Below are 14,203 nucleotides of genomic sequence, written 5' to 3'. Positions count from 1 at the left end.
CATCATTTTCAAAAGATCCTATGATTTTATGGGGTATATTAAGTTTAAGCAAGTATATGCCTTAAATTACATATTAGCATTCACAGTGGAATCTGGACTTGTTTCAAGACTCTCATGAACTATTTGTCTAGCTGAAAACATTTCATTTAAAATTAATCGCGAACGACTGGTTGGATGAGATTTAGAATATTCTTTCACTGTTTTCCAATCGCAATTCCCTTCAGCAATTAGCCAGCGCATAGTACTCCATCGGTTCGTAAATATCTGACTATCATAAGCCTGCACATAGCGCCTAACAAATTCGGCATACAGCTTTAATTCATCTTTTTCGGAGGCCAAATTCTGCTTCGCGGTAGTAGTCAATGAAGAGATGTCTTTTTCTATGTTGAGTTTATGTTTGTTACTGATTAAACGCTCAACAATAAAACCAGCCTCACTAGGTACCCCGAGAAGGTGTCTAATCGAACTACCCCATGAATGATCAGCATAAACAATATTATGTAAAGCGCTTTCACGTAAATGGCAACGATTCACAAAATCATCCACTAAGTCAGGCTTGTCTTCAATGTATCTTTCAACTTCCAACAATAATTCAACACGATATCTGCTAAGTAAAACTCGCATTGTCTCATTACGAGGAGGTTCAGCTCCTCTAGACAATAGCATGGCTATGCCTTTAAGAGCCTCTGTTTTTTCGTTAGATTCGCTCAGACTTACACAAAGTTCCTCTATCGCCGTGTGACCTGTGACTTTATCCTCGCCAAAATGATTATTTTCGGCTTCTAAAAATAACTGCTCTACAGGGTTCTCTAGAAGAGCCTCCAGAGCATTCAATTTTCTGAGACGAGCGGCCAAAATAACTGGAGTATCTTTCAAATTACCGAAGGGATTAGCCAATTGCCCTCCTTCTGCTGCCAATAGTCGAACGGCATCTGCTGAATCAATGACTACTGCTTGGTGGATTGGTTGAAAAGGAATATCCAGCGAAGTTCTTAAAGTCGGAGCATGGACATTGGGGCCTCTAGCTAAAACAGCAATCAATAACTCCGTGTTTTTACTGTCTATCGCCAAGGAAAGTAAAGTCCTGCCTTTTAGGTCGCGTTTGTTTACATCAAAAGCATATTTTTTGGTTCTAGGGCTTGTAAAAATGAACTTTGCTCTACTCAACAATTGATAGACCGTTTTAGGCTCTGACTCTTGGATTTGCTCATCGTCACTTGCTACTTGCAGCAAATGGAGTGCTAATTGAGTTTGGCCCTCTGCAATAGCTTGATGCACGGGCTCACCTGTATTGATGTCTGTGCTTAAAGAGAGCACATGATCGATCATCGGTGTAAAGTCCACTTTTTTAACCTGAGTATCGCTCTCTGTGGCCTTTAAAGGATCATGATGGTTTTGAATAAGTGCTTTCAAAACACTTATTTGTGAGCCATCTGCCAACCAAAAGACTTGCTCTAGGAAATTTTTGTTTTCGGCGACTTTTTTTTGAACATACTTTTTAAATCCATCGATGTTCAAGGTCAACATTTCATTTATTTCGGCAGAAAAATCCATAGTGATGACTTCCTTTTAACTTTTAATAAATCCCTATCAAGATCACCAAGGATACATAATGGGTATTTGAAGATCAATGCTAGTTCGTTTTAAGCTTATCAACAACGTCCTGTGTTAAGTTTTCAGCGATTAAGCTTAACAATTTCACGGCGTTATCATAATCTCTTTTATCAAAAATACCCGCATGCTGATGCGCATAGCGAATTGGAATACCGATATTAACAGCCGGAACCCCATCACCAGATACTTGCAACTTCGAAGCATCCTCACCATAGCCTGGCTCTACTTCAAGTTGTAAAGGAATATTATTTTTGTTTGCTAACTCCATGATCCAATTAATTAATTCTTGGTTTGGAATCATAGAACGATCATAAACAAATAATGAAGGGCCTTTACCCAAAAATAGTCTACCTTTTCTGTCGGCAAGCAACATTGGGTAATCATCAGCAATTCCTACTTCCACATTGATGACTACATCTGGATGCGTAGAATTGTATACTGTACTTGCTCCCCGCATTCCTACTTCCTCTTGTGCTGTGGCAGCAAGATACAATTGATTAGGTATTGATTTTTGCTTGATAGATCCCAAAGACTCAGTGATTGCGGCCAATCCAATTCGATCATCCAGAGCCTTGGCTAAAAAGCGATTTTTACTCAATTGACTAAATTCACTGATAGGAGTCACTTGAAGACCTGGGCGAATGCCAAACTCACTCTGAGCTTGCTCTTTATTCTCGGCTCCAATATCAAGAAACATCACGTTAATGTCAGGTGAACTCAACATCTTCTTATCACCTAATAAATGGGGTGAATCCATGCCGGAGTATGCCAACACCACTCCTTTAGTTGTAGAGACATTCCATCGCTGTGCATAAAGGACTGAGTTTGCAATTCCACCTAAGGGGACTACCTTTAAAAATCCATCTGGAGTAATTGACTCGACCATAAACCCAGTTTCGTCTAGATGTGCCATGAATAATAACTTCGGACCTTTTGGCTGATTTTTAAACTGTCCAATCAAATTGCCCATTCCATCTATTTTTGATTCAGAAAGGTAGGGTTGCCATTGATTTTGCATCAATGTTCTTACAGGTTTTTCATACCCAGATGCCCCTGGAATTTCAGTCAATGTTGATAACAAGGGCATTTCTGATGCAGCAGAGGCCAAAGAGCAAATGAATCCAACTATCCCAAGCAATTGCTTTATCATCTTTATTTCCTTATTTTTTTATAAATATCAAATCCCATACTCCATGACCCAGTCGCTCTCCACGTCTCTCAAATTTGGTCAGTGGTCTCGAGTCTGGTCTAGGTGAGTAATCTCCGTCTATTTGCTGATTGTATAAATGACTTTCTGCTGATAAAACCTGAAGCATATGTTCAGCATAATCTTGCCAATCGGTTGCACAGTGAATAAACCCACCTCGCTTAAGTTTGTTAACCAGTAATGCAATAAAATCAGGTTGAATTAAGCGACGCTTATTATGACGCTTTTTATGCCAAGGATCAGGAAAAAACACCTGTATCCCAGAAAGTGAGTTCTCTTGAATCTTTTTTTCAAACACCTCAACAGCATCGGCTGCAGCAATGCGAACATTCGTTAATTGGTGCTCATGCAAATCTGCGGCAAGACTTCCAACTCCCGCTTTATGAACTTCTATCCCTATGTAATTTGTTTGAGGATTATTGATTGCCATTTGAAGAAGTGATGCCCCCATGCCAAAGCCAATTTCTACAACCGTATCTACATGACGCCCAAACACTTCAGCCAAATTCCAGACTGAAACAGTATCTACCGATAATTCATAGTCTTGGAGCCATGAATCTAAACCTTGCTGCTGCCGGTTGCTCACTCGGCCTGCACGCAAAACGTAACTCTTTATTTTACGCTGCATCGCAATCACTCAAAATAAAAGCATGCAATTATACAAGTTTTGCCTAATTATTCTACTATATTGATTTATAATGATTGCAATATTAATGAATTTTTGTTATAAAACCGCTCTTGTATTTTACAACTGGCTATATGAAATAAATAAGCCCCGAATTTTATAAATACGATACTACTATCGAACTATATTTTGGAGTAACGCAATGTCTAGAGTATGTCAGGTAACTGGCAAGCGACCCATGGTTGGTCACAAAGTGTCGCACGCTAATAATAAAACTAAAAGACGCTTTCTACCAAATATCCAGAACCACAAGTTCTGGGTTGAAGAAGAAAATCGATTTGTCACTTTGAGATTAAGCACGCGCGGTATGAGAATTATTGACAAATTAGGTATTAAAACGGTTCTGGATAAACTCAGAGCTCAAGGCGAAAAAATATAATAAGGGGATAAGCCATGGCAGCTGTTACTATCAAAGTGAAAATGGAATCCACAGCAGATACTGGATACTATAAAACCACTACTAAAAATCCAAGAAATCATCCTGAAAAAATGGAGCTAATGATGTACGATCCTAAAGTACGTAAGCATGTTCTATTTAAAGAGAAAAAAGTAAAATAACGTTATGAAGCCCCTAATCGCTAGGGGCTGCTCCTCTTACTCTCTTCAAAAATATTCTTTTTGTTTTTTTTTAAACTAACTTTTTCATTATTTTAGCAAATCCAAGCTAATCTATTTCTTTAAATAGAAATTAAGACTTATAAGTACTGGATAATCCTATGAGATCGTTTAAACTGATAAATAATGGCAGTGAAAACAAAGAGGATTTGAATGAAACCGACATTACAGATTGGTATTGGTCAGCATCTCACTCTAACTCCGCAGCTACAACAAGCTATCAGACTACTCCAATTATCAACTATTGATTTACAACAAGAAATACAATTAGTCGTCGAATCCAATCCTATGCTTGAAGCCACCCCTGCCGAAGAAGAAAAGGACGAATCTACATTAGATCAAAGGCGAGAGTTCGATGAATTCTCAGATTTTCAATGGGCTCAGCTCTATACCAGTTTGAATAAACGCAATAACTTCGAGGACAACGATTATAATTTTGACAATTTGCATTGTACTACTTCGAATTTGCAAGACCACCTTAATTGGCAACTCGGATTAACGCCTATGAGTGATGTCGATAGAGTAATTGCAACCACCATCATTGATGCAATCAATGATGATGGCTTCTTAACTATGTCTGTCCCTGAGTTGCACGCGAGCCTGAACAGTGAGGATTTTCCTCTGGATATAGAGGAGATAGAGGCTGTTAGACATCGCATCCAATTGTTTGATCCTGTGGGTTGTGCTTCTCTCAATTTAGCTGAAACCCTTGTCGTTCAATTGGAACAACTACCTTTAGATAACGAGCAACTTTTAATCGCCAGAAAGATAATTATTGAAGACATTGATCTGCTAGGACAGCATAACTATCGACAATTAATGAAAAAACATCAAATTAATGAACAAGTAATTGACGATATTTTACAGATTATACATAGACTGAATCCAAAACCTGGAAGCCTTATTCATCAGAATATTGCTGAGTATATTATCCCTGATTTGTCCGTAAAAAAAATAGACAATGAATGGAAAGTCTTCTTAAATCAAACCATACTTCCACAATTAAGTATTAACCGCCAGTATGCTGCCTTAATACAACGAGCTGATAATAGTGTGGACAATCAATTTTTAAAAAATAATTTACAAGAAGCCCGTTGGTTTCTGAAAAGCATACAAAGCCGTCAAGAAACATTGCTCAAAGTAGCAACGTGCATTATTGAGTATCAACATGGATTTCTTGAATATGGCGATGAAGCCATGAAGCCCTTAGTGCTCAATGACGTTGCCTCTGCTTTAGACATGCATGAATCAACCATCTCTCGTGTTACCACCCAAAAATTTATTCATACACCTCGAGGTGTGTTTGAATTGAAGTACTTCTTTTCAAGCCATGTTAATACTGATGCCGGAGGAGAGTGTTCTTCAACCGCAATTCGAGCCGTAATTAAAAAATTAATTTCATCAGAAAATAGAAAAAAACCCTTAAGTGATAGTAAAATTGCCCAATTAATTGGCGAACAAGGTATACTAGTAGCTCGACGCACTGTAGCAAAATATCGTGAAGCAATGGGAATTCCCCCATCCAATGAACGAAAAAGTATAAGCAGTTAAATCATTAGATAATAAAAGGAGAGTTTTATGCAAATCAACATCACCGGACATCGTATGGATGTTACTCCTGCCCTTAGAGCATTTACCGAAGAGAAATTTGATAGACTTGAGCGACATTTTGATCATATTAGAGCCATTAATGTTGTATTTGATGTGGAAAAACTGAGACAAATTGCTGAAGCAACTGTTCTAGTCACAAAGGGTGAGTTGCATGCAAGCTCTGAGTCAGAAGATATGTATGCAGCAATTGATACTTTGGTTGACAAACTTAATCGTCAGCTCATCAAACATAAGGAAAAACTATTAAGCCAAAGAGATAAAGATTAGTTAATAAAAGTAATAAAGAACATACTAAATGAGACGGACCCCAATGGGGCCGTCCCTATCCACTCTCCATATCACTTATCTCGTTGTTCACTTTATAAAAGATCACCTGTAGGTCTATACCTAATATACGACTCATGGTACATTGTACCCGCTATGATTAAGACAACGATAAAAATTACTAATAGACTTGGTTTGCATGCGAGGGCATCAGCAAAATTCGTATCTACTGCTGCTCGCTTTCAAAGCCATATTGACGTGATAAAAGACTCTCAAACAGTTAATGGTAAAAGCATCATGGGAGTCATGATGCTAGCTGCAAATAAAGGTAGCGAACTTACTCTTGAGATTGATGGTCCAGATGAAGTTGAAATGAATGATGCGCTCGTGCAACTTATTCAAGACCGGTTTGGCGAGAGCGAATAACTCGATCCGACTTGCTCAAAACCATGCTCTCTTCGTTAACAATAAATTTCAATTCAGTCATTTAGTCTATCTAAAATCCCTCATTGAAGCCTATTTTTAACTCAACCCCATGGTTTTAGACAAATCCTGTTCCTATAACTCCCCTTCCTTATCCTTATTTGCAGCTCTTCTTTGTTTTCTCACTTTATGCAGTGAAACTACAGTGAGCATTGGCCCTGACAATCCATAAACAGCAGAGCCTATAAATAAAACCGTTGCGGGATCAGCAGCAATTGCTACAAACAATATGATCATAATTAAAACGTAGATAAAGGGCACCTTTCCTTTAAAATCCACTTCTTTAAAACTGTAATAACGTAAATTGCTGACCATCAATACTGATAAGGTCAACGCTAAAACAGCGGTAAGCGTAGAAATGAAGTAGCCTCTCCAGCCATGTTCTATGCATAGCCATGCAAAAGCAGATACTACAGCTGCTGCAGGTGGACATGGTAAACCTTGAAAATAACTTTTGTCTGCTATCCCGATTTGTGTGTTAAAACGAGCGAGCCTCAGAGCAACAGCTGCAGTATAAATAAAGGCAACTAGCCAACCAAATTTACCTAACTGACTCAGAGTTAAGTTAAATAACATCAATGATGGGGCAACTCCAAAGGTAACCATGTCTGATAAGCTATCGTATTGAGCACCAAATTCCGTTTGCGTATTTGTTAATCGAGCGATTCTGCCATCCAGACTATCTGCTACCATGCCCACAAACATCGCAATTACAGCCTCTTCATAACGCCCCTTCATTGAAGATACGATAGAATAAAATGCTGCAAATAAACTGACAGTGGTCAATAAATTAGGTAATAAATATATCCCTGAATGATTTTCTTTATTCATTCAAAACCATGCCTCATATAGTACAAAACCCAGCACATCCTATCATATTTTCTTCGTAATATCCTAAGATAAAGTTCTTGAACTTAATCAGTAAACCCTAGGTGTGAATGTTGAATGATGTTATAATACGCATAGTGAATTAAAATAAGCTACCTGTATGCCCGACCAAAAAAGCAAAACCATTGTTATCCAAGGGATTACCCCTCAAGGAAAAACATTTCGACCAAGCGATTGGGCTGAGCGCATGAGTGGCACCCTTGCCGTTTTTAAAAACAATCGTATAGCTTACTCTCCTTTATTACAACCAAGTGTGAACAGCGATGGGTACAAATGCGTTTTGCTTGATCCCAAATTAAAAGAATCAAGCCCGCAAGTTTACAAAGGGATCATGGAGTTTGCGAAAGCAAATAATCTCAAGATTTGTGGTGAAGAAGAATAACCCATCTCCTAATAACCACTCATGTCTTTCACTGATACAGTAATCTTAATCAGATAATTTAAAAACCAATTCACAGCAGCAATGCTATTATCAAAATTCATTGCAAAAATTCCCGCTATCATGAAGAGCAACCCCTTGGGGCCATGTTGTGTGCCTGGATTGCTTGCATGTGCTACCAAGACACAACCTCGTACAAACCAGATTACTCCTACAGTTCTTATTAGTAATCCGACCGAACTGTATACATTCATTGGGTTGTAATTGGCATAGGTTAATACATTTCCCACACCGAAGGCGGTTGCAGCCATTGTTGGCAAAGCAGAGGGTAAATAGATTAATAAAGCCCCCATAAACAGGTACATCACTGGCGTGTACATTTTATCGTGTGATGAAGACTGAGTTCGTCTATCTCCTATTTTTAATAACTTTTCTATGGCCGTGTAAAAAAAAAGGATTCCCAATATATAGGCCAATCCAGATATCATTTTTTGAACTGGATATAGAGATTGGCTTATATTCCCTATTATGGTGATTAAATCTACAGTAGTCATATGTTAATTATATGCACCCAACTCTTGCATTGCATAATTTTTCCCCTATATTAATCACTTTATAACTAATATGGTATGCCCCATGCAAATTAATACATTCCCTATCACTCTTGAAGAATCTTTCATGATCACTCCAAAGGTAAAGCACTTTATATTTAATTGCGACCTTACTCCCACCTTTGATTATTTGCCCGGACAATTTATTACAATTCATTTTGAGCATGAAGGCAAACAACTTAAACGCAGCTATAGTATTGCAAATCAACCTGCAAAAAATAATCGCATTGAATTCGCTGCTGGCTATTTTGAAGGGGGGCCAGGAACCAATCTCCTCTTTAACTTAAAGCCAGGCGATAAGATTCAAATCAATGGTCCGTTTGGAAGGCTTACTCTAAAAGAACAGATACCCGGTCGATACATTCTAGTTGCTACTAGTACAGGAACCACCCCCTACAGAGCCATGTTGCAGGAATTAAAAACGTTGATAAACACGCACCCAAATTTGCAAGTGGTTATTTTGCAAGGGGTACAAAAACGAGATGAAATTCTTTATCCAGATGAATTTCGAACATTTGCAAGTTCGTTTGAGCAGGTCAGTTTTAGAGCTTATTTAAGCCGCGAAAACCCTGAAACCCTTCATGAAAATGAATTTTCTGGATATGTTCAGCATGCATTTCCTGAACTCAACTTAAATCCAGAACAAGATATTGTGTATTTATGTGGAAATCCAGGTATGATCGACGACGCATTTAATTATTTAAAAGTGCATGGATTTGCAATGCAACAGATTATTCGTGAAAAATACATATCACGTTGAAGACAAGATAGTTGAATTGGGTATATAAATCACCCCATAAATCGAGGAGATTAGAACATTATGAGTTATGAAGAACTTTCAAACACAATGGAAATCATGTTAAATGAAGAAAAGGGAATCCTTGCAGCTGATGAAAGTAACAGCACAATAGGTAAACGTTTTGCTTCCATCAACACAGAAAATACTGAGCAACATCGAAGAGATTACCGTCTACTTCTTGCAACAACTCCTGATTTAGAACAATACATTAATGGGGTTATCTTGTTTGAAGAAACGTTTACACAAACCGATGACAACGGCACACCTATTCCTGAGTTGTTTGCACAAAAAGGAATTGTTCCTGGTATTAAGGTGGACAAAGGTCTCACTATTTTAGCCAATACTGAAAACGAACAAGTCACACAAGGTTTAGATGGATTGACCGAACGCCTTACACACTTTAAAAATCTTGGAGCGAAGTTTGCAAAATGGCGTAACGTCTATTCTATTTCTCAACTCACTCCCAGTCTGACAGCAATTAAAACTGGAGCAGAAAACCTAGCTCGCTATGCAGCTGCATGCCAATCAGTAGGTATTGTACCTATCGTTGAACCGGAAGTGTTGATGGATGGCGATCACAGTATTGAACACTGTGCTGAAGTCTGTGAGATGGTTCTTCATGAACTCTTCCACACTTTATTTATTCATCAAGTTCAATTAGAACATATAATATTAAAACCAAGCATGGTAACTAGCGGTAAAGAGTTTGCTCCTTTTAGCACCCCAGATGCAGTAGCAGACTACACCATAAGTGTTTTCCGAAATAATGTACCTGCAGCAGTTCCGACAATTAATTTCCTTTCTGGTGGCCAAACCCCTGCTCAAGCTACAGCCAACTTAAATGCCATTAACCAGATTGGCGATCAACCTTGGTTATTGAGCTTCTCTTATGGCAGAGCATTGCAAGAAGATTGCTTAAAAACCTGGAGCGGCAAAAAGGCGAATGTTGCTGAAGCACAACAAGCTTTACTCAAAAGAGCTCGTTTAAATAGTTTAGCTTGCTTGGGTGAGTATCGTACTGAAATGGAATAATTCCAATTCAACAGTACTGTATTAGAAGTGAAAAATACCCAGCACCATTCCTCTTGGTGTTGGGTGCTCAGTAAATCTATTTAATTCAAGGTATCGGGAAGCTTAGCTCAAGAACGTTTTAACTAAGATTCTAGCTCAATTTTGTACCTAGACTTGCTTCCGGAGTGTACAAATCGATAACTTCTTGAATTTTAACTTCTAATCTGCTTTTAAACCCAGTTGAAGAAACACTATTCCACCCTTTATTCTTCGTCATAGCTGCCTCTAAATCCTTCTTTGACGATTTTCCTGCAAGAACAGATAAAGCGGCTTCAATCACCTGAACTTTTGCTTGAAATACACTTCGTTCTAACTTATTTACAGTCAACTGCTGATCCACTAATGATTTTAATTCATGTCCTAATTCTACTTTAAGTGATTCGTGTCTTTCAGATGTTTTAGAAGGCAATTGAACTGTTGTTGATTTAGGTAAAAATACCGTCTTTAAGGCGGCCTCTCCAAAATCAATGTCAATAAACCCACCATTTGTGTTTGAAGTTGGTTTAGGGGGTAAAACAGATAAATTAACAGTGCCATCAACTAGCCTGACGCCTGAAATTCTTGACCCAAAGCTTTGAGAACCATTTACTTTCACCCAGGCAACCCACTTATCCAACTCAGGAGTGGATTTTTTAACCCAATTGATCAATTTACTCAATAATACACCACCTATCGAACTTTCCGTAGAACCGACTTGTAAGGAAGGTAACTCTTTTAACATTTGCTTTATTTTTGCATCAGTAGTCAGATCAGAATGAAAGCGTTGCTCACCCAAGGTTAATTCAAATTTTGAATTTATCTGAGCGGTTCGCAGTGCATAGTATAATAGCAATCCTTTACGAAAATCCTCTAACTCCAAATCCTGTAACAACTTCTTATCAATGTTTCGACAATGCTTGATCACATCACTTGCAAAAGTCTGAAACTCTAACTTATCAATATCATCCAGCTGCTGATCAGAAGACGACAAGTACTCATCCCTAGGACTTTGGCGACTTGGGCTCTTCGAACCTCCAACAATAGTTACGTCTGATTTAACAGATTCAAGCGAAGGATCAGATGCAATTGCTTTTTGAATAGGAGATGATACTTTTAAATAGATCTGTCGATAGGTAGATTTCAAATAATTTTTAACATCGCTCAATTTATCCAAAGGCAAACCTTTTTTGGATGCTAAATGCAGAATATTTCGGCCATGAGTGGAAGAAAAGAACTTATCCAACTTTTCATCAGCTTGATCAGGGGTAAGTGTTCCTATCCTAGCAATATCAAGCAATCTCTGATTAATTTGCTTAAATCCCTGTTCTTTATCCATTAAAAAGAGAGCGACATAATTGATATCCGCATTAAATTCAGCCCAATACAGAGCGTATTTTAATATAATGTCATCTCTCTCTTCTATGGAAGTAATAAATTGCCTACCCTCTTGTTGTGCACAAAAAGCAACTAAATGCTGATAAACTTCAATTGGTGTAACAGGTCCGCCATCTGCAGTGCGATAGTGATTATGATTGTATCTAGCTTCTTCTTCACAACTATGCATTTCTCTAATATGCAGATGATCGGTACCTCGGTAATAGGTTTCACATGAATTATCAACGCAGGAATGGGCCATAGCTGCTGTATTAAACACCCGATCTCTAAACGATTGAAAAGTTACATCCTTAGGGGCAAGAAATGACCAAGTAATGACGGATTTTTTTACTTGGAATTTAATAAAAACCTCAATTTTTTCATTTTTGTTTAAAAATTCATAAATTTTGCCATCTATTCGAGTAAACTCATGCGCTCCATTACTCTCTTTTGAAAGTTCAATCAAGCGCTCCCCATAACCTTTCCTATCATCTTTGTCCAATAAATCTTGTAACTCTAAAGCCTCCTTGGTTTGTTCTAGGGACCATTTATCGGTTTCATGTTTTGTTGCTAACTCAATTTCAAATGGCATTTTTAATATCTTCTAATTTTAAATTGCCATATTTTACATTATTAATCCTCATAGTTCTATTAGTAGACAGTGGAATTATTTATAAATCATAATGAATCCCAAATATCCACACTCTTATTGGCCATGTATTGCTTTCAAATTGAATATTTGATATTAGTTGTGTTCAATATTTTTATAAGCAATCAACCTATCTTCTATGCCATTAATTGACAATGACTCCTCAGCAAAAGATTCTACTATCGAAAACATGGATAAAGATAATAATCCTTCTAACTCAGAAGCTAGCACGCAAAGTTCACAATCGAGTTATCAGTGGTTATCTATAGGACAAGGAGCTAACAACATCAGTTGGCGATCAAATTTTGGTCCATCTAAATTAGTTCCAACTAGCGATTATGAGGGGCCATGGGTTCTCAAATATCCGATTGTAGAGAAAGACAAACCCATTCTAAATGCAATGAATACTCCAGACCGTGCGATTAGAGTATGGAACGAAGTCAACCGTAAATTACCTTTTGCAGGGAGATATAAGCTTGGTTGGGTTTCCCCTTACATAACAAACACAAGGCCTTCAACCGATGCCGAGATAGCAAATAAACTTATCGAATTATACAATGATACCCGAAGAATAGTCGTGGATGCTGCAACCAGAGGTAATTTTCTAACCGCATTAGATACTGGAGAAGTTACTCTAGTAGATATGGATTTAGCTCTTAAACGCTCCAAATCTGTTGCAAGCATGGATTTTGCTAAAGATCTCAGCTCTCGTTTTGATGATTATTGGAAAGATCCTGAACTAAAAGAGTCCATGCCCGTCACGTTAATCATTACGCAAAATCTTTTGTACTTTGAAGATCAATTGAGTATTAATTGCATTAATGATTTGTGTAAAGCGAGGCTAATCTCTTTAGACAATATCTGCAGTTTGACATGGCTTCGTGAGAATCATAAAAAACTCACTAAAGAGTTATTTTTACAAATTGCCACTTTAACCAATTCGGGAATTACCGTGAGTGGAATTCTCCTTGAGTCTTTAATCAGTGAAGCCAAAGTCAAGACCCAACTCACCACCACTACCCAAAGTTCCTCCCTATTTTTTTCTCAACCAATTGATAGGTCGATAGAAGAACTAATAGATGAGTATAATGATAGCTCACTGAAACTATAGCAGTTATCCATTCAATTCAAAGCTTGCATACAAAGGCAAATGATCAGATAAAAGCCTCCATGGTTTACCTTGCAAACAGGCAACCTCTTTCACTTGCATCCCGCGAAAATAGACTCTATCAATACATAATGCAGGCCTAATTGCCGGAAAAGATCGTGCATGCTGCCCTTCAACAGCAACAAACGCTTCTTTTATCCCCAAATCATCGTGCATGGGTTTAGAGATCACTGCTCTCCAATCGTTAAAATCACCTGCCATTAACAGCGGCTCATTCAATGGGACAACGGACTGAATTCTTTCCATGAGTGCTTTGCACTGTTCAGCTCTTTCACCTTTAAATAGACCCAAGTGTACGCACAACAAATGTATCATTGAATTATTCAACTTCAGACGAGTATGTAAGATACCCCGCGATGCTCGATTGATATTGGATAAATTAATGCTTTCAAAACTTTCAAAAGGGTATTTGCTTAAGATAGCATTGCCATGATGCCCCGATTGGTAAACGGCATTTTTAGCATAAATATAATGAGGCCAAATGTTCTCAGCAATGTATTCAAATTGCGGAGAATCAGGCCAGCTTTCTATTCTCTTTTCACGTTTTCTGTGCTTACCCTGAACCTCTTGTAAAAAGACAAAATCAGGATTTAAGCTAATAATAGCCTCGCGCATTTCTGGAAGCATAAAACGCATTGCCCCTACTCCAAAACCTTTGTGAATATTGTAAGTAATTAATGAAACAGTATTCGTGTTTTGTAGCATAAATGATCGCTCTATCAAGGTGAGAATTTCAGAAGTTAGGCTAACATTCCTAAGTATAATCCATATTTAAATTATTTTTTATATAAAAAAATCCTTCCCAG

General features: G+C 37.9%; 16 protein-coding genes. 9 read left to right on the top strand and 7 right to left on the bottom strand.

Going from position 1 to position 14,203, the window contains the following annotated elements; translation table 11 throughout:
- Nucleotides 1-66: 66 nt before the first annotated feature.
- The 3 genes from ankC to trmB form a co-directional block, all read right to left on the bottom strand.
- The gene (gene ankC, locus Lwal_RS12550) at nucleotides 67-1,554 is read right to left on the bottom strand and encodes a Dot/Icm T4SS effector AnkC/LegA12 (RefSeq protein WP_058481148.1); all 1,488 of its coding nucleotides are present in this window, start codon (nucleotides 1,552-1,554) and stop codon (nucleotides 67-69) included.
- Nucleotides 1,555-1,633: 79 nt separating this feature from the next.
- Entirely contained in the window at nucleotides 1,634-2,764 is a 1,131-nt protein-coding gene (locus tag Lwal_RS12545; RefSeq protein WP_058481147.1) for a M42 family metallopeptidase, read from the bottom strand.
- A 10-nt stretch (nucleotides 2,765-2,774) separates the two neighbouring features.
- The gene (gene trmB, locus Lwal_RS12540; protein ID WP_058481146.1) at nucleotides 2,775-3,449 is read right to left on the bottom strand and encodes a tRNA (guanosine(46)-N7)-methyltransferase TrmB; all 675 of its coding nucleotides are present in this window, start codon (nucleotides 3,447-3,449) and stop codon (nucleotides 2,775-2,777) included.
- Between the two features lie 199 nt (nucleotides 3,450-3,648).
- Between trmB and rpmB the strand changes: the two genes are divergently transcribed.
- From rpmB to Lwal_RS12515, 5 genes are all read left to right on the top strand, one after another.
- Nucleotides 3,649-3,885, top strand: a complete 237-nt coding sequence (rpmB, locus tag Lwal_RS12535) for a 50S ribosomal protein L28 (RefSeq protein ID WP_058481145.1) — start codon at nucleotides 3,649-3,651, stop codon at nucleotides 3,883-3,885.
- A gap of 14 nt (nucleotides 3,886-3,899) precedes the next feature.
- Nucleotides 3,900-4,064: a 50S ribosomal protein L33 gene (rpmG, locus tag Lwal_RS12530; protein ID WP_058481144.1), complete on the top strand. Its 165-nt coding sequence runs from the start codon at nucleotides 3,900-3,902 to the stop codon at nucleotides 4,062-4,064.
- Between the two features lie 210 nt (nucleotides 4,065-4,274).
- On the top strand, nucleotides 4,275-5,672 hold the full coding sequence (locus Lwal_RS12525) for an RNA polymerase factor sigma-54 (RefSeq protein ID WP_058481143.1): 1,398 nt from the start codon (nucleotides 4,275-4,277) through the stop codon (nucleotides 5,670-5,672).
- Nucleotides 5,673-5,699: 27 nt separating this feature from the next.
- Nucleotides 5,700-5,999 (top strand): ribosome hibernation promoting factor, encoded by a 300-nt coding sequence (gene hpf, locus Lwal_RS12520; protein ID WP_058481142.1) that lies wholly within the window; start codon nucleotides 5,700-5,702, stop codon nucleotides 5,997-5,999.
- Nucleotides 6,000-6,152: 153 nt separating this feature from the next.
- Nucleotides 6,153-6,422: an HPr family phosphocarrier protein gene (locus Lwal_RS12515; protein ID WP_058481141.1), complete on the top strand. Its 270-nt coding sequence runs from the start codon at nucleotides 6,153-6,155 to the stop codon at nucleotides 6,420-6,422.
- 132 nt (nucleotides 6,423-6,554) lie between these two features.
- On the opposite strand, the gene pssA is transcribed toward Lwal_RS12515, so the two are convergent.
- Nucleotides 6,555-7,310, bottom strand: coding sequence for a CDP-diacylglycerol--serine O-phosphatidyltransferase (gene pssA, locus Lwal_RS12510; protein WP_058481140.1), 756 nt, complete (start codon nucleotides 7,308-7,310; stop codon nucleotides 6,555-6,557).
- A gap of 157 nt (nucleotides 7,311-7,467) precedes the next feature.
- On the opposite strand from pssA, the gene Lwal_RS12505 reads away from it, so the two are divergent.
- A complete protein-coding gene (locus Lwal_RS12505; protein WP_058481139.1) occupies nucleotides 7,468-7,749 on the top strand; it encodes a DUF3579 domain-containing protein in 282 nt (93 codons plus the stop codon).
- Nucleotides 7,750-7,757: 8 nt separating this feature from the next.
- Here the strand turns inward: Lwal_RS12505 and Lwal_RS12500 are convergent, their stop codons facing one another.
- Complete coding sequence (locus Lwal_RS12500) at nucleotides 7,758-8,300, bottom strand: hypothetical protein (RefSeq protein WP_058481138.1); 543 nt, start codon at nucleotides 8,298-8,300, stop codon at nucleotides 7,758-7,760.
- An 82-nt stretch (nucleotides 8,301-8,382) separates the two neighbouring features.
- Here Lwal_RS12500 and Lwal_RS12495 point away from each other — a divergent pair, with 82 nt between their 5' ends.
- Entirely contained in the window at nucleotides 8,383-9,117 is a 735-nt protein-coding gene (locus Lwal_RS12495; RefSeq protein ID WP_058481137.1) for a ferredoxin--NADP reductase, read from the top strand.
- 60 nt (nucleotides 9,118-9,177) lie between these two features.
- Nucleotides 9,178-10,188 (top strand): class I fructose-bisphosphate aldolase, encoded by a 1,011-nt coding sequence (locus tag Lwal_RS12490; RefSeq protein ID WP_058481136.1) that lies wholly within the window; start codon nucleotides 9,178-9,180, stop codon nucleotides 10,186-10,188.
- Between the two features lie 130 nt (nucleotides 10,189-10,318).
- On the opposite strand, the gene Lwal_RS12485 is transcribed toward Lwal_RS12490, so the two are convergent.
- Nucleotides 10,319-12,172: a hypothetical protein gene (locus Lwal_RS12485; protein WP_058481135.1), complete on the bottom strand. Its 1,854-nt coding sequence runs from the start codon at nucleotides 12,170-12,172 to the stop codon at nucleotides 10,319-10,321.
- A gap of 196 nt (nucleotides 12,173-12,368) precedes the next feature.
- Here Lwal_RS12485 and Lwal_RS12480 point away from each other — a divergent pair, with 196 nt between their 5' ends.
- Entirely contained in the window at nucleotides 12,369-13,340 is a 972-nt protein-coding gene (locus tag Lwal_RS12480; RefSeq protein ID WP_058481134.1) for a hypothetical protein, read from the top strand.
- A gap of 3 nt (nucleotides 13,341-13,343) precedes the next feature.
- On the opposite strand, the gene Lwal_RS12475 is transcribed toward Lwal_RS12480, so the two are convergent.
- On the bottom strand, nucleotides 13,344-14,102 hold the full coding sequence (locus tag Lwal_RS12475) for an endonuclease/exonuclease/phosphatase family protein (protein WP_058481133.1): 759 nt from the start codon (nucleotides 14,100-14,102) through the stop codon (nucleotides 13,344-13,346).
- Between the last annotated feature and the right edge of the window lie 101 nt (nucleotides 14,103-14,203).

It is taken from the genome of Legionella waltersii, from assembly GCF_001468085.1.
GTDB lineage: Bacteria > Pseudomonadota > Gammaproteobacteria > Legionellales > Legionellaceae > Legionella > Legionella waltersii.
Note: the sequence above shows the minus strand (reverse complement) of the source record. Positions and strands in the feature narration are given on the sequence as shown.